The 22,598-nt window shown below is 62.8% G+C and carries 19 protein-coding genes; 9 read left to right on the top strand and 10 right to left on the bottom strand.

Features of this window, described 5'->3' with window-relative positions; all coding sequences use genetic code 11:
* Both D0T11_RS22705 and D0T11_RS19970 read right to left on the bottom strand, forming a co-directional pair.
* A partial coding sequence (locus tag D0T11_RS22705) for a hypothetical protein (RefSeq protein WP_182888516.1) occupies positions 1-229 on the bottom strand: 229 nt, incomplete at its 3' end.
* 274 nt (positions 230-503) lie between these two features.
* Positions 504-2,411, bottom strand: coding sequence for a BamA/TamA family outer membrane protein (locus tag D0T11_RS19970; RefSeq protein WP_119657579.1), 1,908 nt, complete (start codon positions 2,409-2,411; stop codon positions 504-506).
* 221 nt (positions 2,412-2,632) lie between these two features.
* On the opposite strand from D0T11_RS19970, the gene D0T11_RS19965 reads away from it, so the two are divergent.
* From D0T11_RS19965 to rfbD, 4 genes are all read left to right on the top strand, one after another.
* On the top strand, positions 2,633-3,901 hold the full coding sequence (locus tag D0T11_RS19965; RefSeq protein ID WP_119657578.1) for a putative DNA modification/repair radical SAM protein: 1,269 nt from the start codon (positions 2,633-2,635) through the stop codon (positions 3,899-3,901).
* Between the two features lie 96 nt (positions 3,902-3,997).
* Entirely contained in the window at positions 3,998-4,180 is a 183-nt protein-coding gene (locus D0T11_RS19960) for a hypothetical protein (RefSeq protein ID WP_119657577.1), read from the top strand.
* A 132-nt stretch (positions 4,181-4,312) separates the two neighbouring features.
* Positions 4,313-5,260, top strand: a complete 948-nt coding sequence (locus D0T11_RS19955; RefSeq protein WP_119657576.1) for a TIGR03915 family putative DNA repair protein — start codon at positions 4,313-4,315, stop codon at positions 5,258-5,260.
* Between the two features lie 151 nt (positions 5,261-5,411).
* On the top strand, positions 5,412-6,269 hold the full coding sequence (rfbD, locus tag D0T11_RS19950; RefSeq protein WP_119657575.1) for a dTDP-4-dehydrorhamnose reductase: 858 nt from the start codon (positions 5,412-5,414) through the stop codon (positions 6,267-6,269).
* A gap of 124 nt (positions 6,270-6,393) precedes the next feature.
* On the opposite strand, the gene D0T11_RS19945 is transcribed toward rfbD, so the two are convergent.
* From D0T11_RS19945 to D0T11_RS19935, 3 genes are all read right to left on the bottom strand, one after another.
* On the bottom strand, positions 6,394-6,756 hold the full coding sequence (locus D0T11_RS19945) for an immunity 8 family protein (RefSeq protein ID WP_119657574.1): 363 nt from the start codon (positions 6,754-6,756) through the stop codon (positions 6,394-6,396).
* Positions 6,757-6,933: 177 nt separating this feature from the next.
* A complete protein-coding gene (locus tag D0T11_RS19940; RefSeq protein ID WP_245991063.1) occupies positions 6,934-8,163 on the bottom strand; it encodes an MFS transporter in 1,230 nt (409 codons plus the stop codon).
* 100 nt (positions 8,164-8,263) lie between these two features.
* Complete coding sequence (locus D0T11_RS19935) at positions 8,264-9,193, bottom strand: AraC family transcriptional regulator (RefSeq protein ID WP_119657573.1); 930 nt, start codon at positions 9,191-9,193, stop codon at positions 8,264-8,266.
* 207 nt (positions 9,194-9,400) lie between these two features.
* Between D0T11_RS19935 and D0T11_RS19930 the strand changes: the two genes are divergently transcribed.
* Both D0T11_RS19930 and D0T11_RS19925 read left to right on the top strand, forming a co-directional pair.
* On the top strand, positions 9,401-10,927 hold the full coding sequence (locus D0T11_RS19930) for an aldehyde dehydrogenase family protein (RefSeq protein ID WP_119657572.1): 1,527 nt from the start codon (positions 9,401-9,403) through the stop codon (positions 10,925-10,927).
* 139 nt (positions 10,928-11,066) lie between these two features.
* The gene (locus D0T11_RS19925; RefSeq protein WP_380282887.1) at positions 11,067-11,471 is read left to right on the top strand and encodes a DUF779 domain-containing protein; all 405 of its coding nucleotides are present in this window, start codon (positions 11,067-11,069) and stop codon (positions 11,469-11,471) included.
* An 81-nt stretch (positions 11,472-11,552) separates the two neighbouring features.
* Here the strand turns inward: D0T11_RS19925 and D0T11_RS19920 are convergent, their stop codons facing one another.
* Both D0T11_RS19920 and D0T11_RS19915 read right to left on the bottom strand, forming a co-directional pair.
* On the bottom strand, positions 11,553-12,020 hold the full coding sequence (locus D0T11_RS19920; RefSeq protein WP_119657570.1) for a YybH family protein: 468 nt from the start codon (positions 12,018-12,020) through the stop codon (positions 11,553-11,555).
* A 108-nt stretch (positions 12,021-12,128) separates the two neighbouring features.
* Positions 12,129-12,647, bottom strand: coding sequence for a glycine zipper domain-containing protein (locus D0T11_RS19915; protein WP_119657569.1), 519 nt, complete (start codon positions 12,645-12,647; stop codon positions 12,129-12,131).
* Positions 12,648-12,832: 185 nt separating this feature from the next.
* On the opposite strand from D0T11_RS19915, the gene D0T11_RS19910 reads away from it, so the two are divergent.
* Positions 12,833-13,117, top strand: a complete 285-nt coding sequence (locus tag D0T11_RS19910) for a hypothetical protein (RefSeq protein ID WP_119657568.1) — start codon at positions 12,833-12,835, stop codon at positions 13,115-13,117.
* Positions 13,118-13,262: 145 nt separating this feature from the next.
* Here D0T11_RS19910 and pbpC read toward each other — a convergent pair whose 3' ends face one another.
* Positions 13,263-15,659 (bottom strand): penicillin-binding protein 1C, encoded by a 2,397-nt coding sequence (gene pbpC / locus D0T11_RS19905; RefSeq protein WP_119657567.1) that lies wholly within the window; start codon positions 15,657-15,659, stop codon positions 13,263-13,265.
* Between the two features lie 79 nt (positions 15,660-15,738).
* On the opposite strand from pbpC, the gene D0T11_RS19900 reads away from it, so the two are divergent.
* Positions 15,739-16,335: a Uma2 family endonuclease gene (locus tag D0T11_RS19900; RefSeq protein ID WP_119657566.1), complete on the top strand. Its 597-nt coding sequence runs from the start codon at positions 15,739-15,741 to the stop codon at positions 16,333-16,335.
* A 44-nt stretch (positions 16,336-16,379) separates the two neighbouring features.
* Here D0T11_RS19900 and D0T11_RS19895 read toward each other — a convergent pair whose 3' ends face one another.
* Together D0T11_RS19895 and D0T11_RS19890 are read right to left on the bottom strand one after the other, a co-directional pair.
* Entirely contained in the window at positions 16,380-16,793 is a 414-nt protein-coding gene (locus tag D0T11_RS19895; protein WP_147374755.1) for a hypothetical protein, read from the bottom strand.
* Positions 16,794-16,915: 122 nt separating this feature from the next.
* Positions 16,916-22,393, bottom strand: a complete 5,478-nt coding sequence (locus D0T11_RS19890; RefSeq protein WP_119657564.1) for an alpha-2-macroglobulin family protein — start codon at positions 22,391-22,393, stop codon at positions 16,916-16,918.
* Between the two features lie 98 nt (positions 22,394-22,491).
* Here D0T11_RS19890 and D0T11_RS23625 point away from each other — a divergent pair.
* Positions 22,492-22,598: transposase-like zinc-binding domain-containing protein (locus D0T11_RS23625; RefSeq protein WP_449547769.1), on the top strand; the 107-nt coding region annotated here is incomplete at its 3' end.

The following is a 22,598-nucleotide window of genomic DNA, read 5'->3' as shown; positions in this document are numbered from 1 at the left end:
GACGCAACGCCTGATTGGGCTTGGTCTGGCGCTTATAAAGCAGTCCCAGTGGCAGGGCGCGGTTGTTTTTGAAGAAGCCGTCGAGCACGGGGCTGGCCGTCAGGCCCAGTTGGTGGCGGTAGGTGGCCACGGAGTCGGCGGGGGGGGCGATTTGGGCGGCGGCGGCCAGGGGCAGGGCGGCGGCCAGGGGCAGGGCGGCGGCCAGCAGCAGGCAGGCAACAGGTTTCATAGCGTGGGTAGGAAGAGGAAAAGGAAAGGCCCGAAAAAAGCCACGCGGCCCCCGGCAGCCCGAGTGGGGGCAGGAGGCAGGCAGTGGCGGTGTGTGAGTGGGGTAGGCAAGCAGCGCGGCCCGGCGCGGGAAGTAGGATAAGGGCGGGCGGCGGCGGTAGAAGGATAGAGCGGTAACTAGGGCAAGATTAGGCCAAAGCAAGCAAGCAAGCAAGCAAGCAAGCAAGCAAGCAAGCAAGCAAGCCGGAAAAAAACCTCATATCCGCAATTACCCTCTACTGATACCGTGTGATTCCCGGTTGGCCGAAGCTAAAGTCGCTGAAGCCGTAGTAGGGGCGGGAGTTCTCGAAAATGCGGATGCCGTTGGGCGTGCTCAGGCCCCGGGGGTAGAAGCCCAGCGTGAGCTGGAGCGTGCGGATGGCCGTGTACTCGTTGCGGAAGCGCAGACCCAGCCCGAAACCCGTGTAGGGCGACTCCGCGAACGGCAGCACCCGGCTCGGGGTGCGGGCATTGAGCCAGGCCACATCGGCAAAACCCACCACCGCCATCCGGAAGCCCAGAAAAGCCAGGGGCGTGTACATGGTGGCCTCGTAGTTGAACGTTACGCGGCTGGTGCCGGCCAGAAAGCCATCGGGCTGGAAACCGCGCAGGCCCCGCTCGCCATCGATGAACAGCTGCTCGCCGGCCCGGCGGTTGAGGCCCAGGCTGGTGCGCTGCCAGAAGAAGTGCCGCCATTGCAGGTTGCCCGTGTGGTAGAGGCGGGTGAAGTACAGCAGCTCCCCACTCAGCAAGCCCTGCTGCCAGTCGTTGTCGCGGTTGCGGACGTAGGAGCCGAACTCGCCGCTCAGGTACAGGTAGCCGCGCAGGGGCCGGTAGGTGGCCGTGGAAACGCGCACTCCGAAGTAGCGCCGGTTGCCGGCTTCGTTGAACTCGTAGCCCGTGGTGGCACTCACCAACGAGCCCGTCGGAATATCCTCGGTGCGGCCGAACCCAAACAGGTACTTATCCTTATAATAGCGCCGCACGCTGTAGCCCAAGGTGCCCAGCACCAGACTGGCACTCTGGTACTCCGGAATGGGCTTTTCGTTGAACTGGGTGCGCGTTACCCGGCCCGAGACGATGATGCGACCGGGGCTCTCGTAGCCCAGATCGTAGCTTTTGGGGTGGAAGGCGCGGCCCAGCCAGGCATCCTGCACCTGGTAGCGCAGAGGTTTGAAAATATACGGGTCGTTTTCCGAGCCGTCGCCCTCAATGGCGGCCAGCTGGTTGAACGTGACGTAGCTGACGGCCCCGGCGTAGCGGGTGTTGATGGAGTAGAAGTCGCGGCTGAACGTAACGCCGGCTTCGCGGTAGCGGGTTTCGTCGCGGTAGCGGGCCTGCCCGTAGAGGAAGTTGCGGAACGGCACCTGGTAGCTGCCCACGTAGCGCCAGCTCTGGGCCTGGGGGCCGGCATCGGTGCGGCCATACTCCAGGCGGTTGCGCAGCTGGTGGCCCTGGCCCAGAAAGTTCACGTCGCGCAGCCCGATAATGCCCGCTCCCACGTCGCGCAGCTGAATTGAGCCGCTGATGCTGAAAAGGTCTTTCGTGATAACCACCACATCCACGCTGTCGGTGGTCGTGGTACGCTCGTTCACGAACACGCGGGCGTCCAGAATTTCGTCCGTCTGGCGTAGCAGGCGTTCCGACTCAGCCAGGGCCTGGGGGTTCAGCTCCTGGCCCTCCCGGAACAGCAGCACCTGCCGGATGCGCGACCTGGTGGTTTTGAGGTGCAGCGTGTTGCCGGCCTTCTCCAGAATGTTGCGCGGCACCCGCGCCGAGTCGCTGAGGCTGTAGCCAAACGCGTCCAGCGTCTGAATCGTGACCTGGCGCACGATTTTGTAGTTGTGGCGGTCGAACTGCCGGTCGAGCAACGCCGCGTCCAGGCCGCTCTGGTCTTCACGCCGCTCCCGGAAAGTGAACAGGGCGGCGGCGGCCTTGCCGGCAATGGTTTTGCGCCGGGTGTACGCCTTCAGCCCCTGGAGCACCCGCTCCTGATCGAAGCGGCGGCGCAGCGAATCGGGCCGGACGCCGGGCAGCCGGCTTGTGTCGGGCGGAGCGGATACGGGCGTTTGGGCGGCGGCGGGCGTCAGGCCCGCCTGCCACCACAGCAACACTCCACTAAGCCACAACAGGTACTTCATCATCCGGGCAACACCAAGGTTGGCAAGTTACAACGCCCCGGGGGCTTTTGGTCGTTCACGAGGACGGTTTTCTGGCCTTGCGGCCCCGCTCCCGACTCCACTCCCGGCCTCCGCTATTCCCGGCAACTTTAACGGGCAACAAGGGAACAATTCTAATAAAATTAGTCTTTTAAAGATTGCGTATTTGCGCACAAGGTTCTATTTTTAAGCCAGCAAACTGCCCCATGAACGAACAGCGCCTTCAGGAAAAGCTAAGCATATTGGCAGACGCCGCCAAGTACGACGTCTCGTGCTCCAGCAGCGGCGGCAAGCGCAAAAACGTGGACAAAGGTCTGGGCAACGCCGAGGGCATGGGCATCTGCCACAGCTATACCGAGGACGGCCGTTGCGTGAGCCTGCTCAAGATTCTGCTCACCAACCACTGCATTTTCGACTGCGCCTACTGCGTGTCGCGCAAGAGCAACAACGTGAAGCGCGCCGCCTTCACCGTGGACGAGGTCGTGGACCTGACCATGAACTTCTACCGCCGCAACTATATCGAGGGCCTGTTTTTGAGCAGTGGCATCTTCTCCTCGCCCGATTACACCATGGAGCGCCTCGTGCGCATTATCAAGAAGCTGCGCACCGAGCACCGTTTCAACGGCTATATCCACGTGAAGGCCATTCCGGGCGCTTCGGAGGAGCTGATTCAGGAAGCCGGCCTCTACGCCGACCGCCTGAGCGTGAACATCGAACTGCCCTCGGAAATGGCCCTGCAAAACCTGGCCCCCGAGAAGAATTACGAGGAAATTCTGACCCCGATGGGCCAGATCCGGGACGGTATCCGCCAGAACAAGGAGGAAAAGGCGCTCTTCAAGAAAGTGCCCCAGTTTGCCACCGCCGGCCAGAGCACCCAGCTCATCGTGGGCGCCTCAGCCGAAAACGACCTGCAAATCATCAACCTGAGCGACTCCTTATATAAGGGCTACGGCCTGAAGCGGGTGTATTACTCGGGCTACATCCCCATCACCGACGATGCCCGCCTGCCCCAAGTGACGCAGCCGCCCCTGATCCGGGAGCACCGCTTGTATCAGTCCGACTGGCTCATGCGCTTCTACGGCTTCCAGGCCGACGAAATCCTCGACCCCGAGCACCCGTTCCTCGACCTCGAAGTAGACCCCAAGCTGGCTTGGGCGTTGCGCAACCGCCACGTGTTCCCGGTCGATGTGAATACGGCCGACTACGAGCTGATTCTGCGGATTCCGGGCGTGGGCTCCCGCTCTGCTAAGCGCATCGTGGCCGCCCGCCGGTTCGGGCCGCTGCACCTCGACCATCTGCACAAGTTCGGCGTGGTGCTCAAGCGGGCCAAGTTCTTCCTCACCTGCCGCGGCCAGGCCCTCTCCACCCGCGACTACGACGAGCAGACCATCCGCCGCCAGATCCTGTTCGGGGCCGGCTCCGTTCGCTCCGCCCTCGTCACCCAGCAACTCGACCTTTTTGCCCAAGCCAGTTGAGGATGGTTTTTGGTGGGTGGTTTTTGGTTTTTGGCTTCGGGCTATTGGAATCAGAACCACCAAAAACCAATAACCACCCACCAAAAACCAACCCACATGACCGTCTCGCACCGCACCACCGCCGAAGTACCCGTTGCCTCTGCCCAAGTACCCCAACCGCTGAAAGTGGCCCGGGTGGCGTGCTGCTGCAAGCTCGCCGACCTGCTGCCGGTGGTGCAGCAGATGCATCAGGAGGCCGCCCGCAATAATGGCCGGTTCCGCCAGCCGAAGGCGGCGTAACGCTGGGCAGAGTTGCCGGGGCCGAAGGCTTGGGCTACGTAGCTTTCTTGTGGTCGCGGTTTCCGCTTCTTTCCTCCCCGCTGACTAGCCCAGGGTTTCAACCCTGGGACCCGTAGCCATTTGTTTCTGCCCATGTCCCGTTTCCCCGTTCGCCGCCGTTCCGCCGCCGAAGCCCTGTCTGCCGCTGCTACCCGCCGCCGGACCGCGCCCGAACTGCGCAACCCGCCGCTGGACTACGCCTACGACGGCTCGTTTGAGGGGCTTTTGACGGTGGTTTTCCAGGTCTATGACCGCAAGGCGGCCCCCAACAGCATCCAGCCCCTGGGCGCGGTGCAGGTCGGCCTGTTCGCCCAGCCGGTGCAGGTAGATACCGACGAAACAGCCGCCGCCCGCGTCTGGGACGGGCTGCTGCGCTACATGGATAAGGAGGCCCGCACGCGGCTGTTTCACGCTTTTCTGAGTGAAGTGCCCGACCGGGAGCTGCTCATTTTCCGCTATGCCGATGCGGCCATGCGCGCCGGCCGCGACATTGCCGAGAACTACGCCGACGACAACGTGCGCCGTATCCAGCGCCTGGCCCAACAGATGTACCGCGAAAAGCACCGCATGGAAGCCTTCGTGCGCTTCGAGAAGACGAGCGACGGCCTGTTTCACGCCACCATTGAGCCCGATTTCGACGTGCTGCCCCTCATCGCGGCCCACTTTACCAAGCGCTACGCCGACCAGCGCTGGCTGATTTTCGACCGCCGCCGCCACTACGGCCTCTACTACGACCTGCACCGCACCGATATCGTGCAGTTCGATGCCGACACCGCGCCCCAGCGCCGGGCGGCCGTTTCGGCCACGGTGCTCGATGAGCGGGAGCCGCTGTTCCAGCTGCTCTGGCAATCGTATTTCGACCACGTGAACATCCCGGAGCGCAAAAACATCAAGCTCCACCGCCGCCACATGCCGCTGCGCTACTGGAAGTATCTGAGCGAGAAGCAGCCCCGGGAGCAGCCCTTTCAGCCCATCAACAACAAACGCCCTGTGCAGCCGGGCGGTCCGGCTTTGGCCGCGGGTGGCGAGGCGCAAGGGTAGGAGGGAAGCGGGAAAGCCGTAATTTGCGGCGCATCAGGAACTGTCATTCCGACGCAGGAGGAATCTGGGGCAAGCTGTTTCACTGATGCAGTTCAACTGTTTCCCCAGATTCCTCCTGCGTCGGAATGACAGTTCTGACAACTCCCTCCTCATGAACAAAACCCTCGTTTTCGGCGGCTCCGGCCAATTGGGCCAGTGCCTGCAACACGTTGCCCGGCAGCGCAGCTTCACCGATATCGTGTTTCTGCCCGAGGAGCAGGCCAACATCCTGAAACCGGACGTGCTGCGGGCCACCTTCGAGCAGCACCGCCCGGCCTACATCATCAACTGCGCCGCCTACACGGCCGTTGATAAGGCCGAGGACGAGGTGGACCTGGCCCGGAAGGTGAACCGCGACGGGGCCGAAAACCTGGCCCGCCTCTGCGGCGAGTTCGGCACCACGATGCTGCACATTTCTACCGACTTCGTATTTGCCGGCACCGGCAACGAGCCCCTGCTGGAAACCGACGAAACCGCGCCCATCAGCGTCTACGGCCTCACCAAGCTCGAAGGTGAGCAGGTAATTCCGGCCCACACCGAGCGGTATTTCATCCTGCGCACCAGCTGGCTCTACTCCGAGTACGCCGGTAACTTCGTGAAAACGATGCTCCGTTTTGGTAAGGAACGCGAGGAAATGCGCGTGATCTGGGACCAGCTGGGTACGCCTACCTACGCCATCGATCTGGCCGGCGCGCTGCTGCACATCATTGAGTCGGGCAGCACCGCCTACGGCCTCTACCACTACAGCAACGAGGGCGTTACGTCGTGGTACGATTTTGCGGTGGCCATTTTCGAGCTGGGCGGCCTGCCCACCCGCACCGTGCCCATCCGCACCGCCGAGTACCCCACCAAAGCCACCCGCCCCACCTTCTCCGTGATGGATAAGACCAAAGCCAAAACCGCGCTGGGCCTGGCCATTCCGCACTGGCGCGCTAGTCTGGTGGAATGCATGGGGCGGTTGGGAGAGTAAACGAGCCTTGTAAATCCGAGTAGTTACAGGGTATAATTACTCGTTTGTTGTGTAAGGAATAGGGAGCTATAGCTTGAATGTTTAGGAGAGGATAAACGTAAAACTACTTATCGGACTAACTTCTTCAGTGGGTCAGGCGATAATCCTCAAACTCCCAGTGGGCGACACGGCTTAGCTTATCAGCAAGCATTTCCCACGTGTCTTCCTCCAATGAGTTCACATATTTTTCCATTAATGCTACCACTTGCTTGACATTATAATCCCGCGCTAGAATAGTGTGTCGCAGGAAGCTTGCCGCCTCATCTGGGAACAGGATCTGTAAGTAGCCTGCTGATGCGACAAACACATCGAAGTAGTCTGCTCCTTTTTCCCCGATTGGGCCAATTGAGAAGGTTAGGGTATATGCAAACACTAGCGGAGCGTCAGGCTCATAGGTTGAATGGTCGTCTACCTCGCTCCTGTCATATCCTTTAACAATCGCCTTCATAATTGACTTTTCAAATGATAGATCATAGCCGGAAAGCTACTGTCTTCCCTGGAGATATTCATTAACAGAATAGGGGTTGTAGCGCTATTATCAGCATAATCCTGTTGTGTGCTTACAAGTACAAGTATAAGCCCCAGTAAATAGCGAATTTTGCCGATAATCGCACTGCGCCAATAGTTATTTACCTACTACCGTACCAGCTTTTTCCCGCCCATAAAATCGGTTCACGCCGTACGCCAGCGCCACCAGGCCCAGGCCCACGGCGCACACGCCGGGCCACTGGTAATGGTCCCAGGCGAGGCCGCCGAGGAAGGAGCCGGCGGAGGCCCCGATGAAGCAGGCTGTCATGTACACGGTGTTGAGGCGGCTGCGGGCTTCGGGGCGCAGGCTGAACACGCGGGTCTGGTTGGAGATGTGGGCCATCTGCTGGCCCACGTCCAGGATGACCACGCCCGCAATCAGGCCCGCCAGGTGGTAGCCGCCGAAACCCAGCAGCAGGTAGCCGCCCAGAAACAGCAGAATGCCCAGCGTGAGAGCGTAGTCCGGCCCCTTGCGGTCGGCCGATTTGCCGGCAAAGGAAGCGGCGAAGGCCCCGGTAGCGCCCACCAGGCCGAACAGGCCGGCCACGTCGCTATGGTAGTGGTAGGCGTCGCTTTCGAGGAAGAAAATCAGGGTGGTCCAGAAAGCGCTGAAGCCTCCGAACAGGCAGGCCCCCACGATGGCCGAGCGGCGCAGCACCGGCAGCTCCCGGGCCAGCGTACCCAGCGAGCGGAGCAGGCTGGCGTAGCTGCCCGCGTAGTGCGACTGGTTGCGCGGCAGCATCCGGGCCAGCACACCCGTGAGCAGTACCATAATAACGGCCCCCACCCAATACATCGCCCGCCAGCCAAAGTGCAGGCCCACGTAGCCGCTGATGGTGCGCGAGAGCAGAATACCAATCAGCAGGCCGCTCATTACTTTGCCCACTACCTGGCCTCGCTGCTCGTCGCTAGCCAGCGAAGCCGCCATCGGAATCAGGAGCTGCGGTACGGCCGAGAACAGGCCAATGAGCAGGCTGGCCCCGACCAGTAGCGCGAACGTAGGTGCGTAAGCGGCCCCGGCCATGCAGACGGCCGCGCACAGCAGCAACACCAGCGTCAGGCTTTTCCGCTCCCGCTTGTCGCCGAGCGGCACCACCAGCAGCAGGCCCAGCGTGTAGCCTATTTGCGTGATGGTCGCCACCAGACTCACCCGGCTTTCGGAAAGGCCGAACGTGCGGCCGATTTCAGCCAGCAAGGGCTGGTTGTAATACAGGTTGGCTACCACCAGGCCGCAGGTCACGGCCATCAGCCAAACTTGGGAAGAGGCCAGCGGCGGGGTGGCAGCAGGCGTTTCGGGCGGTGCCGCTACGGCAACAGATTGGCTCATCAACTAAAAAGTCGCTGCGCGGGAGGCACAGCGACGTAGGTACGGGCACTCAAACCAGCGAATTGCCGGAAAGGTTGCGCCCCGCCAAACTCATCATGTGCTACCCGGCCGTCTGCTGGCGCTTATAGAGGCCCGGCGTGATGCCTTCGTACTGCTTAAACAGCTTCTGGAAGTAGGCCGGGTTGTTGAAACCGGCCCGAAAACCCACGTCGGCCACGGTGGCGGTGGGCAGGCACAGCAGGCGCTTGGCCTCGGCAAGGCGCTCCTGAATGATGAACTCGACCGGCGTGAGGCCCAGCTCGCGCTTGAACACCCGGAAGAACGTGGCCTTGCTCATGCAGGCCAGCCCGGCCAGCTTGTCCACCGTAATCGGCTCGCTGAGGTGCTGCTTCACGTACTGCACCACGGCCGCGAACCGGTGGGAGGTGGCGTGCTGGCGGTAGTTGTGGAACAGCAGCTGCCGGGCCTGGGTCTGCATCAGGCGCACCAGCATTTCCTGGATCGTGAAGCCCGCCAGCACATCCTTCACGCGGCCGGTGCTGCGCGAAAGCTGCACGAGGCGCTCCAGGGTGCCGGTCAGCTCGGGCGGGTTGTGGAAGTGGGCGTGCGCGGGCGTGCGCGTATCGAGCTGCCAGGGTTGGTGAACCTCGGCGCGGGGGTATTCTTCGTTGAGCAGGTCCACCGTCTGGCGGATGGTGTCGGTGGGAATGGCCACGGCCAGGCACTGGGTGGGCGTGGTGACGTCGGCCTCCGGGAAGTCGATGTGCATGGTTTCGTGCTCGCCCACCACCACCGACTCGCCGGGCAGGTACTCGAAGGCCGGCCGGCCGGCCAGGTGCACCACCTTTTTGCCCCGCAGCATCGTCGTGAGCACCACCTGGCCCAGGCTCAGGGGCACGTGCAACGCCCGCTGGTGGGTTTCGAACACGCTCAGCTCAAAGGCGTCCAGCGAGTATACGGTGCGGTTTTCCACCAGCGTACCAAGCTGATGCGGGGCGAGCAGCGCAATGGGAGCGGGCAGGTGGGCCATACGTCGGGGCAAAAAGCAGAGTGGGGCAGCTAGCAACCAGCCGGGAGCCGGCACCACGGAACAAAGGAATAACCTGAACAGTTAGGTAGGTGAGTAAGTACTTACAAATTGCGATAATATTTGGCGTTTATGAGAGGATATTACACCAAATTAGGCATAAATGCTTCGTAATTTGACTCATCATCACATCTTTAACCCCACCTATTCATGGAAACTCTCGAAAAGCCCAGTACCCTCGTCGAACGCCCCAAATTCAAAGACCACTACGACAACTTTATCGGGGGAAAATGGGTGGCACCGGTAAAAGGCCAGTACTTCGATAACATTTCGCCCATCGACGGCAAGGTGTTCACCAAAGTAGCCCGCAGCACCAAGGAAGACATCAACCTGGCCCTCGACGCGGCCCACGAGGCGTTCAAAACCTGGGGCAAAACGTCGGCCACCGAGCGCAGCAACATCCTCAACAAGGTCGCCAACATCATCGAGGAAAACCTGCACCATTTGGCGGCCGTCGAGTGCGTGGAAAACGGTAAGCCCATCCGCGAAACAACCCTCGCCGACCTGCCGCTGGTCGTCGACCACTTCCGTTACTTCGCCAGCGTGATCCGGGCCGAAGAAGGCTCGGCCACTGAGCTGAACAGCAGCACGTTGTCGTTGATTATTGAGGAGCCACTGGGCGTGGTGGGCCAGATTATTCCCTGGAACTTCCCGCTGCTGATGGCCACCTGGAAGCTGGCCCCGGCCCTGGCCGCCGGCTGCTGCGTAGTAATGAAGCCCGCCGAGCAGACCCCGAGCAGCATCATGGTGCTCATGGAGTTGCTCCAGGACGTGCTGCCGCCGGGTGTACTGAACGTAGTGAATGGTTTCGGGCTGGAAGCGGGCAAGCCGCTGGCTTCCTCGCCGCGCATTAATAAGGTGTCGTTCACAGGCGAAACCACCACCGGCCGCCTCATCATGCAGTACGCCGCCGAAAACCTGATTCCCGTTACGATGGAGCTGGGCGGCAAGTCGCCCAACGTGTTTTTCAAGAGCGTGATGGATGCCGACGACGACTTCCTCGACAAGGCCATTGAAGGCGCGGTAATGTTCGCGCTCAACCAAGGCGAAATCTGCACCTGCCCCTCGCGGATTCTGGTGCAGGAGGACATCTACGACGAGTTTATGGCCCGCGTGGTCGAGCGCGTGAAGGCCATCAAGCTGGGCAACCCGCTCGATATGCAGACCATGATGGGCGCCCAGGCCAGCAACGACCAGTTCGAGAAAATCCTGAGCTACCTCGAAATCGGCAAGGATGAAGGCGCCGAAGTGCTGTGCGGCGGCGAGGCCTTCACCCAGGAAGACGGGGCGCTGGCCGAGGGCTACTACATCAAGCCCACCGTATTCCGGGGCCACAACAAAATGCGCATCTTCCAGGAGGAAATCTTCGGCCCGGTAGTGTCCGTGACGACGTTCAAGGACATGGACGAGGCCATCGAACTGGCCAACGACACGCTCTACGGCCTCGGGGCCGGCGTCTGGACCCGCGACGCGCACGAGCTCTACCAGGTGCCCCGCGCCATTCAGGCCGGCCGCGTGTGGGTGAACTGCTACCACGACTATCCGGCGGGGGCCCCGTTTGGTGGCTACAAGAACTCGGGCTTCGGCCGTGAGAACCACAAGATGATGCTCGGCCACTACCGCCAGACCAAGAACATGCTGATTTCTTACAGCCAGCAGAAGCTGGGCTTCTTTTAAACGTTAAGTTGATAAAGACAACTGTCATCCTGAGCTTGCGAAGGACCTTGTAACATCGTCGATAAAGTCCCTCAAGGTCCTTTGCAAGCTTAGAATGACAAATCGATTTTTCGTTGTTCCATTCACCTCGCTATCCATCGTGAAAACTCCCCGCGTCCTCGTTACCCCCGCCGCCGAAGCCACCATTGACCTGCTCCGCGATGAAAACGGCCCGCTGATGTTTCATCAGAGCGGCGGCTGCTGCGACGGCTCCTCGCCGATGTGCTTTACCAAGGGCGAGTTCCGGGTGGGCAGCAACGACGTGTGGCTGGGCCAGATTTACGGCTGCGACTTCTTCATGAGCGCCGCTCAGTTCGAGTACTGGCAGCACACCCAGCTGACCGTGGATGTGGTGAAGGGTCGCGGAGCCAGCTTCTCGCTGGAAATTCCGTTGGGCGTCCGGTTTCTGATTCGTTCCCGCATTTTCACTGAGGAAGAATCCAAGCACATGGCTCCGGTCTACGACGGCGAGGAGTACCTGACCCGCCCGGAACTGGCGAAGTAGCGCGGCCAAGCACCCGCCGCAACGCAAAACGCCCCGTCAGCAAGTGCTGGCGGGGCGTTTTGGTGCTTCTAAAGTTTGGGCTTACTTCACCTTCACGGGCAGGCCCTCGAGTTGCACGTAGCTGAGCTTCCAGGCATTTTTGGCGTTCTTTTTCCAGACCAGGATGAAGTTGCCTTCGCCCTCGCCGCGGGGTTGGTCGGCCATTTCGGGCAGCACGTCGGTTGAGAACGTGCCGGCCTCGTAGGCAATGGCCGGGCCGCTGCCCGAGTTGGTGCCGTAAAGCTTGAGGTCGGCGATGGTGCCCATGGTGGCGCGCACCCATTTGTCCGACACCTCGGCTTTACCGCTGAAGCGCGTGGCGCCCTGGGCGTACTGCACGTCGTCGGCCAGCAGCGAATCGAGCTGCACCGTGTTTTTAGCGTTCCAGGCCCCAATGAACTGTTGGTTGAGGCTTTGCACGTTCACGGCATCGGCGGCGGCATCGGTTTTCGTCTCGGAGCAGCCGGCCAGCAGGGCACCTCCCAGCAGGAGGCCAAAAATGCGTTTCATGGGAACAGAATTAGGTGGATAAATTGGGAGTGGAGCAGGCAAAGGGCCTAAGGCGCGAAAAGCCCAGATCCGCAGACCCGGGCTTTGAAACTACGCAAACGGGCCGGACTACCAGCTCTTGCGACGAACTTCGGAGGTTGGGTAAGCCGCCTCACGCTTGCCATAAGCCTCGTTGGGCAGGTAGCCCGCGCTCATGGCGTAGGCAGTGGGGGCAGCGCCGGGAGCGGCAAAGCTGCTCATCATGGCCGGGGCGGCAGCGGGGGCAGCGGCCATCGTGGCGGCATTAGCCCGGGCGGCGTCCGATTTAGCCTGGGCAACCCCCGAGCGGTAAGCGGCCCGGCGGTTGGCCTCGGCGCGGTTGGCAGCGGCTACGCGAGCTGCTTCGGCCCGGCGCTTGTTGTCGGCGGTGCGGCCGATGCTATACCCGAGGCCGGCACCAGCCGCGCCACCCACGGCCCCGCCCACTACGCGGTGCTTCTTGTTGATGATGGCGCCGGCGGCGGCGCCACCCAGGCCGCCGAGCACGGCCCCTTTGGCGCTGGAGCTAACCTTACGGTCCTGGGCAAAGCCGTGGAAGGCGGTAGTGAGGAACAGGACAAATGCGAGAAGCAGACTAACCTTTTTCATGGCGGATGATGCTAAAGTGAAGGGGCGGTGATGCCCCGGGTTGAGAGTGCGGTTTACAAGCACCATGCCAATACGCCGCTTCCGCCGCCGTGGTTAAGCGCAACCGTACTAATTTCGTGCTGCCGCCAAGCCACCCCAAAACCCGGCGGATAATCGAATGTAAGGCCTTTTTCGTAACTCAACCCATGAATACTACTTTTCTTTTCCAGGTCGAGGAAAGTCGGGTCCTGACGGGCTTAGGCGTGCTGTTGCTACCGGCCTCGATGTCCGAAATCCTGGCTTCTCTGGCCCTGCACACGAGCCTGTCAGTCCGGCTCATTCAACCCGGCAAACAGGAAATTTCCGCTACGGCCAGCGTGGAGGAAATAACCCGCGTCGGGGAGCCGGCCATGCGCGTATTGCTCCTGACGCAGGAAGGTGCTACTGCCGTGCCCATCGGGACGGAGGTGTGGGTGGTGCCGGTGACGTAAGGGGGTTTGCCGGTGCAGCAAACCCCCGCTGTCATAAGCCCAACGGTATGCAACTCCTGTTTTCGGACCGGTTTAGAGAGTTGGACATCATCCGGTGAGAGAGACAACGGCTCAGTAGCAGAGATTTGGGCCGTGCGGAAGCCGCTTACATCTCACTCACCGTTACCAGCACGTCGGTGTTGCGGCCGTGGTCGTCGGCGCAGGAGATTTTGAGCGGGCCGGGACCGGGGCGGAAGAACACGCGCTCGGTGGCGGCGGCGGCCCGCAGAAACTGGTCGTTCACGTACCAGTACACCTGGCGCACTTCGCTGTCGGTGGTGCAGCTGAGCAGGAGTTGGGGCTGCTCGCGGGCAGTCAGCACGTACTCGGTGTTGGCGGTGGGCGAGGTGATGCTGGGCGCGCGCTCGGGGCCGCCGCGTACCCGCTGGCACTGGGGGTTGTGGGGCGGCAGGCGGCGGTAAGGGAGGCCCTGACTTTCCTTGTAAGCCGCTACTTCGGGCAGCAGGTTGGGGTACAGTTCCCGCCGGAACCCGGCCGCCGGCGCGCAGGCCCGGCAGTAGGTAAAGCTCCCATCGGCCGAAACCAGCACCTCGCGCTGGTGCTGGCAGCGCTGCCCGCTGCTCACGTTGGGCAGGAAGTAGTCGATGAGTTGATTAGGACAGTTCTCGCCCGGCACCCGGCCCGACTCGGCGCAGACGAGCCGGAAATCGAGGGCGGCGGGGGGCGTGAACCAGTCGTTGGGCGAGTTGTAGGCCAGGGTATTGAACAGGTCGAAGAGCAGGGGCGTGGCCACATCGGAGCCGGTGAGGGCGGGGCTGCCCTGACCGCTGAAGTTGCCCACCCACACTCCGATGGTATAGTCGCGGTTGTAGCCGATGCTCCAGGCGTCGCGGCGGCCGTAGCTGGTGCCGGTTTTCCAGGCAATTTTGGGCAGCCGGGTGCTGCTGGCCGCCCCGAGCGGCAAATCGGGCCGGGTGAGCTGGCTCAGGATGTCGGTGACGAGGAAGGCGGCGGCGGGGGAGACGAGGGCCTCACCCCCTAGCCCCCTCTCCTTCAGAGAGGAGGAACTAGCTTTTAGTTTTTTAGACTTAGAGAGAAGACTAGTGGCTAGTTCCCCCTCTCTGAAGGAGAGGGGGTTAGGGGGTGAGGCCGTCAACCCCAACGGCCCATACTGCCCGCCATTAGCCAGCGTCACGTACAGGCCCGTCAGTTCTTCCAGATTCGCCCCGCAGCCGCCCAGGATGCTGCTCAGGCCCAGACGGGCGCGGTTGCGGGCGATGCTGCGGAAGCCGGCCCGCTGGAGCTGCTCAGTGAAAGTGGGCACACCCAGGTCCTGGAGGACGCGCACGGCCGGAATGTTGAGCGAGTAAGCCAGCGCCCGTTCCAAGGTTACTTCGCCGTTGCAGTGCTTGTCGAAGTTCTCGGGGCGGTAGCCCTGGAAGTTGGTGGGCACGTCGGGCAGCAGCAGTTTGGGCGTGACCAGGCCCCGATCCAGGGCCAAAGCGTAAAGGAAGGGCTTGAGGGTGCTGCCCGGGGAGCGCACGGCCATGATGCCGTCGTTCTGGCCCTGGCCCCGGAAGTCGCGGAAATCGGCCGAGCCCACGTAGGCTTCTACCCGCCGGGTACGGTTGTTGACCACCAGCACGGCGGCCTGCGAAATGCCCAGCTCACGCAGGCGGCGCACGTAGTTGCGGGTCAGGTCCTCGGCCTTGCTTTGCTTGGCCCGGTGCAGGCTGCTGCGGATGATGGCCTTGCGCGGATACTGGCGCACCAGCCGCCGCGCGAGGTGGGGGGCCAGCGTGGGAGCGGCGTGGCGCTGCACGTCCAGTGGTTCGCGCAACGCATCTTCGATATCCTGCTGCGGGAATAGCCCCGCCGCCCCGAAACGGCGGAGCCAGCGGTTCCGCTCCCGGCGTACGGCCGCGTTGTTTTTGCCCAGTACCAGGCCCCGGGGCCGGTTCGGGATGATGGCCAGCGTGACGGTCTGGGCCAACGAGAGGTAGTCGGGCGTTTGCTGGAAGTAGAGCAGCGCGGCCGACTTCACGCCTTCCACGTTGCCGCCGTAGGGTACCAGGTTGAGGTAGAGCTGGAGGATTTTGTCCTTGCTGTAATGGGCTTCGAGTTGGGTGGCGCGGGCCATTTCGAGCAGCTTGTTGCCGAAAGTGCGCTCCTTGGGTTCCAGCAGCCGGGCCACCTGCATGGTAATGGTGCTGGCCCCGGTCGTGCGGCCTTGCCCAAACACGTTGCGCCCGGCCGCCTGCACCAGCGCCAGCGGGTTCACCCCAAAGTGCCACCGAAACCACCGGTCCTCCTTCTCGATGATGGCCCGGCGCAGCACCGGCGTAATCTCGCGCAGCTCCGTTTTCATGCGCCACTTCTGGGTGGGGTTGAGGTAGGCATGGAGTACCGTGCCGTCCTGGGCCAGCACCAGGGGCGAATACAGCGGCGCGGGCGGCACCGGAAACAGCCAGTCCAGGGCCAGCAGCAACCCGCCCAGGACGCCCAGGACCGCGAGAAACCGAATGGCCGTGCGCTGCTTCATGGGGCCAAGATACGAGTTGCCCACACGTTCAGGGTGGTGGCTTTCCTGTATATTCGTCATCCAGCTATGCTCCACCGCCATGCCCATCATCACCGATATTTCCCAGCTTGACCTCACCAAAAGCTACACCTACGCCGATTACCTGACGTGGCGGCTGGACGAGTTCGTGGAACTCATCAAAGGCAAAGTGCGCCAGATGAGTCCCGCGCCGAGAGTACGGCATCAGTCGGTTTCCTTTAACATCGGCGGAATAATTCGGAATAAAATGCGCGGAAGCACCTGCCAGGGCTTTGCCGCGCCGTTTGACGTGCGCCTGCTGAAAAGCAGCCCCGACGGCGACGCTCGTATCAGTACCGTCGTGCAACCCGACCTCTGCGTTATCTGCGACCCAACCAAGCTGGACGAATTTGGCTGCGTGGGCGCACCCGACTGGATTATCGAAATCCTGAGCCCCGGTAACATGGCCCACGACAGCAAAACCAAGTTCGACCTCTACGAAGAAAATGGGGTGCGCGAGTACTGGATGGTTGACCCCGGCCTCAAAAATATCATCATCTACACCCTCGGAAACGACCAGTACCAGCTCCGGGGCGAGTTCTACCAGCCCGGTCCGGTTCCGGTGGCCACTTTGCCCGGCGTAGAGCTGGAGTGGGCGGAGGTTTTTGAGGGAATCTGAAAAGCGGGTTTAGCCTGCTGTCAGCAAATGAAAGATGTGCTGCCCTAGTTTTGGTGGGTGCTGGTTCGAACTACTTTCCCGTCCTGGAATTCGAGTTGCAGACCCTCCCCGTCAATGGAAAAACCTGGCTGCATTCCCAGCGAATATTCCCAGGAAGTAGCCTGCTGGTAATAAGGTTTCCCCAGCAACGCCGAAACCTGGGCTGCGTCGAGGCCGATGAGCCCGCGCGAATCCCGGAGTTCGTCTACCATCTCGTAACGCGTATCGGGGCTGAATGCCCAACCGCTGGGGTTGAAGCTCCGGTGGGGATAATATGAGATTAGAAACAGCGCCAGGTACACGCCCGCCCAGCACAGCAGCGGCGTGGCCAGCCCGGCCGTTAGCAATGCCCAGCGCTTCGGGTGGGGCTCTTGGGGCCGGAAGCGGCGGAGGCCAGCGCGCACGAGGGCAAAGGCCACGGCGAATACCGGAAATCCATAAAACACGGCTACCAGCAAGTAGAATAGCAGGTCGGGTCAGAAGTTTTTCATAGTGATAATAAGGAAGGATGTGGCCCGGACTTCAGTCCGGGCCACATTGCTTATCGCACCCGTACCACGCCGGCGCCGCTGTAGCTGTGGTACTCGGCGTTGTACATGGCGTCGGCGCTGATGGGGCCCAGCTTGAACGTGCCTTTGCTCACGGCGCGGGCCAGGTAGTAGAATACTTTGGGCTTGGGCGTGGCGGTCGTGAACAGGTTCAGGCGGTCGTCGCGCACGTCGAGGTAGTCGGGTTGGGCGGCGTTGGTGGCCCAGGCCAGGTCGCGGACGGCCCCGATGCGCGGGTTCTCGATTTCCAGGCCCGCGGGCAGCAGGTCGGTGATGGCCACGTTGGGTACCTCCCCCGCCGCCTCGGCCGACTGCACGGTGATGCGCACCACCACCAAATCGTTCTGGCGGAAGCTAGTGCTGCCCACGGGGTTGCCGCTGCGGTCCAGGAACTGGCGGCGCACTTGCAGGTAGGCGTCCTCCTCCCGGATTTGGCCGGAGCGGGAGATGCCCTCGGTTTCCCAGAAGTAGTAGAGGCTGCCCTTGCCGCTGGTGCGCAGGGCCAGCTGGCGGTTGGCCACATTGGTTACCGTGAGGTCTTTGCCCGAGAAAGCCCCGATGCCCTTGCCGTCGGCCAATAGCTGGGCCGTGACGGTGCTGCCCGCGTTCTGGCGGGCCAGCTTGCCCAGGGCCAGCAGGGCAAAGGCGCGCTCCTGGGTAGAGAGCCAGCCGGCCTGCTTCACCTGGCGGCTGAGCTGGCGGCTGAGCGTGGTTACCTGCGGGTTGGCGGGGTCGGCGGCGAGCAGGGCGTTCAGGATCAGGGCCATGTCGCGGACGGGCGAGGCGAAGGAACCGGCCAGCTCCCGGCCCGCGATGCTGGGCAAGGCCCCGAAGCGGGCCGGCACGGTGCTCTGGTAAGCGCGCTGGTTGCCGCTCAGGGCGAAGGCCGCCGCCAGCAGGTAGCGCGAATCCTCGGCCAGCAGGGGGCGGTTGGCGCGGTAGTAGTTCAGGCCCACGGCATCGGGGCGGCCGCCCAGGGCCAGCACGTAGAGCGAGTAGGCAATTTCCTTCTTGGCCAAGGTAGTGGGCCGAATCACGCCGCCGGTCTGGATGAGGTTGTAGGTTTCGGTTTCGCGCTGGCGCACCCGGGCCTGGAGGTAGCCGAGCACCCGGTCGAGCACGCTCTTGTTCACCTCGAAGCCGGCCTGCCGGGCTTCGAGCAGGAAATGAGCGGCGTAGGTGGTGGCCCACCAGTTGTCGTAGTCGCCGCCGGGCCAGTAGCTGAGGCTGCCGTTGTACATCTGCTGGGCCTCCACTTTGCGGATGGCCTCCTGGACGTGGTAGTTGGGGTTGAACTGTCCCGTCTTGCTCTTGGTGCCGGTTTTCTGCCCCAAAGTCGCCGCCAAGTCACCATAGTAGAGCTGCGGGAAGGCAGCCGACACGGTTTGCTCCAGGCAGCCGTAGGGGTATTGCAGCAGGTAGCGCAAATCCTTGGCAAACTCCGTCATTGGGGAGCGGCTCACCACTAATTGGCTCCGCAGCGAGGAAGGCAGGAAATCGGTCTTCAGGTTCAGCGCCTGATTCGCGCCCCCGGCCACCACGCCGCTGCCCGTGCGCTTCTGCAAGGGCGAAGCGGGCCGAACGGGGATTTCGATGGTTTCGGTGAAGGTTTCGGTGCCGGCTTTCACGAGTGTCCGCACGGTGCCGTTGCCAATACCGGCCGGGGCCACTACCCGGAACAGGATGCGCTTCTCGCTATTCACGGGCAGCGTCAGGTTCTGGGTTGCTTTTCCAATAATCCGCAGCGGCCCCTCAACCGAGAGCGTTGTGGAGCCCACGGTAGGTTTGTTGGTCGTATTCGTCAGCGTCACGGGCACGTCAATCGTATCACCGGGGCTCAGGAAGCGGGGCAGGGCGGTGCTGATAACTACCGGGTCGGCTACGCGCATGGTGTGGTCGGCCGAGCCGAAGGCGTCGCCCTTGTAGGCCACGGCCATGATGCGGACGGCCCCGCTGAACTGGGGCACCTGGAGCTTGTAGCGCACTTTGCCGTTGGCGTCGGCCGTGAGTACGCCGCTCCATTTGGCCAGCAGGCGTACGCGGCGCGAGGGTACGGGCGTGGTGCGCCGGGCGAGGTCGTAGCCGTCGCCGCCGGTGGAGCTGGTGCCGAGCTCGGGCAGCAGGAAGGGGTACACGTCGTGGGCCGCCACTTCGAGGGCGCGCTTCTGGTAGAAGTAGCCGTGCGGGTCGGGCGTGCGGAAATCCTTCATCTGCAAGATGCCCTCGTCCACCATGGCCAGCGTTACCTGGGCGCCGGGGGCGGTAGTTACTTCAATGGTCTGGGCGGTCTGGGAGCGGCTCAGCGCGGGCGCCTTAATGGCTACTGACAGCCGCGAGCCGGGCTTTTCCACCACCAGCGGCACGAAGCCGCGGGCTACGGTCAGGGGCAGGCGGTTGTCTTTGATGGGGCGGATGGCGGTGGCCGTCACGTAGATGTTGGGCACGTGACCGCCACGAATCGGGATATTGACTTTGGCCGATTTCTCGTCGGTATCCACGTAAAAATGGTCGAGCACCCTGTTCCGCTCCACGGTCACGAGCACGCGGCCGGGGAAGGGCGTTTTGAGCAGCAGGTGGGCCACGTCGCCGGGTTGATATTTGGCCTTGTCGGCCTCAATGGTCACCTCGCCCTCGTTGCTCACCTCGAAGCTGTTGCTCTGGGTGTTGCCGTAGCCGTAGGCGTACACCCGCTGGGCCACGAACGTGGCGGCCCCGGGCCGGGAAATGCGGATTTCGTACTCGCCGGAGTAGGTGGGCGTGAAGCCCAGGCCGGCGTCGGAGCCGCCGTGGGCTACCGTCAGGCTGCGGGTCAGCACGGTTTGCTCGCGCTTCTGGGAGTTGTAGATGTAGCGGCCGCCGCGGCGCTCAATTACGGTTTCCCAGAGCAGGCGCACCACCCGCACCTCGGCCGCAGCCTGGGTGGGCTGGCCGGCGGGCGTAAGGGCCACCACCCGCACCGGCAGGGCTTGGCCGGTGCTCACCAGCTCGTCGAGGTTCTGGATGCCAAACAGCACCGGCTGGGTGTGCACCTCAAACGTGGCCAGCCGGTTGACGGGGCGGCCGGTTTCATCGAACACCGTGGTAAAGGCCGCGCCTTCCAGCAGGCCCAGATCGGGGTAGTCGGGCACTTCGTAGGTGGCCGTGCCCCGGCCGGCGGCGTCGGTGGTGCCTTCGCGGGTGGTTTTCTCGAACCGGTCGGTGAGGGGCGTGGCCTCTTCGTTGCCGCGCCGGTCGCCGCTGCGGATGGCGAAGGTGTAGCCGGGGTAGTCTTTGGGGGCGAAGCGCTTTTCCTTGAGCGAAAACTCCACTTCAAACTTGCGGTCGGCGGCGGGCGGGCCGAACAGGTTCTGGGCCGTAATCAGAGCCTGCACCGTTTGGCCGGGCTTCACCACGGCCCGGCTGGCTTTCACGGTCACCTTCATGCGGTCGGGAATGAACTCCTCCACCGAAATCTGGCGCGAGGTCAGCAGCACATCGTTGCCAGTGAGTACTTCCAGGGTGTAGAGGCCGGTCATCACGGAGGGCGGCAGAATGAACTGGGCCTCGCAGGAACCGGCTCCGGAGGTGGCCTTTTGCAGGCTGGCGTACTCCTTACCGGTGGGCAGCAGCAACCGCACCTTCAGGGGCAGGCCGGCGGGTGGGGTACCCCAGCTTTCGGTGCGCAGAATGGTGTTGGTCCGCACCGTGTCGCCGGGGCGGTACAGGTCCCGGTCGCCGTAGAGGAAGGCCTGGTAGCGGGCGGCGTTGCTTTGCAGGCCGCCCACGTCGAAGCGCGAGGTTTCCACGCGGCTGCGGCCCAGGTCGAGAAAGGTGAAGTCGTTGCCCTGGCGGGCGACCACCATGCCCAGCCGGAACCGGGCATTCTGGGCGGTGCTGTCGAATTTGGCCACGCCCTCGCCGTTGGTGACGCCCGTGCCCATTACCTGGTTGTTGGTGCTCAGGTAGCGGATTTCGACCCCGCTCAGGGCCTTGGCGTTGCGAATGGAGTTGGCGAAAACCAGCGTACTGCCGGCCGCCCCGGCCTTTACAATTAGCCCGATATCCGACACGGCCACCAGCTTGCTCACCTGCAACCACTGCCGCTCGGTATCCTGCACCTTAATAATATAGAGGCCCTTGAGCCCGTCGGCAAATTCGAGGTCCTTCAGGCTCAGATTCAGCAAACTCAGGCCCTGGCTTTTGGGCATTCCACTCACGGTGTAAGTCCGCTCCGAGAGTACGTTGCCCAGGTTTTCCACGTCGTAGTACTGAAACGAGCGGTTCACGTACTCGCCGTCCTCGTCCTGGCTGCCCTCGTCATCTTCGTCGTACTCGGGGTAGCCGTACTGGGAGCCGGCGCGCAGCAGTTGCTGAATATTATTGGCGTAGACCTTGGCAATGGTCACCTTCACTTTGGCCACCTCGTTGATGCGTACGCCCAGGTTTCGGCTGCCCAGGGCATCGAGGTACATGGCCTTGTCCTGGCTGGCGAAGCTGATGGTGGGCCGCTCGTCGGAGAAGCTCACGGTTTCGGTCACGTCATTATCGAGCTGCCCGCCCAGGTTGCCGTGCAGGCCACTGCCCAGGCGCACCTGGTAGGTCTTGCCCACCACGAAGCCGCCCTTGAGCCGGAAGCCGCTTTCCAGCTCCTCCACCTCATACGCCACCTGCGGCGACACGGCCAGGGCCGCGCGCAAATCGGGCAGGCTCACCGGCTGGTTGGTGAGAATGGTGATAATGGGGTCGGCGTTGGTTAAGCTGCCTTTGATGGAGCGCACTTCCAGGTCGCCGGGGTCGGGCACGGTCAGCTCCATCTCGTACTGGGTGTCCGTGGGCAGGTCGCCACCCACCGCGTTCAGGCCGTCGGCCAGGGTGAGGGTGAGGGGTGCGCCGGGCTGCACCGTTTGGTTGAGGCTCAGGCGCACCGTTGGGCCCGTCTCGGAGCTGGCCATGGCGAAGGCCACGGGCTCCCCGTTCTGGGTTACGCGCAGCAGGGGCTTCAGGTCGGCGGGCCTCACGGGGTAGTTGAAGGGAATTTCCACCCGCATTTCGGCGGTGCCGGCGGCCCGGGCCGAGCGGCCCCAGAAAGCCTGCGGGCTGTCTGGCTTCAGGTAAGGCGTGTGGAATTTGCGGCGGTTCTCGGGCAGTTCGGTGGCCGTGGCCCCGGCGGGCAGGGCCTCCTTGCGCAGGGTGGCCGTGAAGGCCGTGCTGGGCCGGAAGGGCGTGCTAGGCGAGAAAATCAGCTCCCGGTCGGTCGTCCACTTGAACTTGCCGCGCATGGCCGGCTCGAACTCCACTACCCGCGTGGTATCCCAACGGTCGAGCTGCTCGGGCCCCACTACCGCATCGGCAAACTGGAATACGATGTTCTGGTAAGGGTCAATTTCCGCGCCGTTGGGGTCGGGGGCGCCCTCATCGGAGCGCGAGCAGGCTGCGCCAAGCAGCAGCAGCAACAACAGCAGCAGCTGGCGGGCAAGTCGGGAGAGTAGCATAGTAGGGCGGAAGGATAGGTGCCGTAAGATATAGAAAAGGAGGGATGGGTAGGAAATTTGGCGGTGGTATAATGCGGGGTGAGTAGTATCTTACTCCCATGCTTCAGACCACGTTGACGTGTGGCAAGTGCAGCAGTGCTGACTTGCGCAAGAACGGCAGCCGCCACGGCCAGCCCAAATACCAGTGCAAAGCCTGCCGCCACCA

It is taken from the genome of Hymenobacter rubripertinctus (assembly GCF_003583925.1).
In the GTDB taxonomy this organism is placed as follows: Bacteria; Bacteroidota; Bacteroidia; order Cytophagales; family Hymenobacteraceae; genus Hymenobacter; species Hymenobacter rubripertinctus.
The sequence above is the reverse complement of the archived record's forward strand: the minus strand, read 5'-3'. Positions and strand labels throughout refer to the sequence as shown.

Bases quoted from the DNA above. Each gene is read 5' to 3' on its own strand.
- D0T11_RS19970 (WP_119657579.1), bottom strand. From the start codon at position 2,411: ATGATGAAGTACCTGTTGTGGCTTAGTGGAGTGTTGCTGTGGTGGCAG.
- D0T11_RS19965 (WP_119657578.1), top strand. From the start codon at position 2,633: ATGAACGAACAGCGCCTTCAGGAAAAGCTAAGCATATTGGCAGACGCC.
- D0T11_RS19960 (WP_119657577.1), top strand. From the start codon at position 3,998: ATGACCGTCTCGCACCGCACCACCGCCGAAGTACCCGTTGCCTCTGCC.
- D0T11_RS19955 (WP_119657576.1), top strand. From the start codon at position 4,313: ATGTCCCGTTTCCCCGTTCGCCGCCGTTCCGCCGCCGAAGCCCTGTCT.
- rfbD (WP_119657575.1), top strand. From the start codon at position 5,412: ATGAACAAAACCCTCGTTTTCGGCGGCTCCGGCCAATTGGGCCAGTGC.
- D0T11_RS19945 (WP_119657574.1), bottom strand. From the start codon at position 6,756: ATGAAGGCGATTGTTAAAGGATATGACAGGAGCGAGGTAGACGACCAT.
- D0T11_RS19940 (WP_245991063.1), bottom strand. From the start codon at position 8,163: ATGAGCCAATCTGTTGCCGTAGCGGCACCGCCCGAAACGCCTGCTGCC.
- D0T11_RS19935 (WP_119657573.1), bottom strand. From the start codon at position 9,193: ATGGCCCACCTGCCCGCTCCCATTGCGCTGCTCGCCCCGCATCAGCTT.
- D0T11_RS19930 (WP_119657572.1), top strand. From the start codon at position 9,401: ATGGAAACTCTCGAAAAGCCCAGTACCCTCGTCGAACGCCCCAAATTC.
- D0T11_RS19920 (WP_119657570.1), bottom strand. From the start codon at position 12,020: ATGAAACGCATTTTTGGCCTCCTGCTGGGAGGTGCCCTGCTGGCCGGC.
- D0T11_RS19915 (WP_119657569.1), bottom strand. From the start codon at position 12,647: ATGAAAAAGGTTAGTCTGCTTCTCGCATTTGTCCTGTTCCTCACTACC.
- D0T11_RS19910 (WP_119657568.1), top strand. From the start codon at position 12,833: ATGAATACTACTTTTCTTTTCCAGGTCGAGGAAAGTCGGGTCCTGACG.
- pbpC (WP_119657567.1), bottom strand. From the start codon at position 15,659: ATGAAGCAGCGCACGGCCATTCGGTTTCTCGCGGTCCTGGGCGTCCTG.
- D0T11_RS19900 (WP_119657566.1), top strand. From the start codon at position 15,739: ATGCCCATCATCACCGATATTTCCCAGCTTGACCTCACCAAAAGCTAC.
- D0T11_RS19890 (WP_119657564.1), bottom strand. From the start codon at position 22,393: ATGCTACTCTCCCGACTTGCCCGCCAGCTGCTGCTGTTGTTGCTGCTG.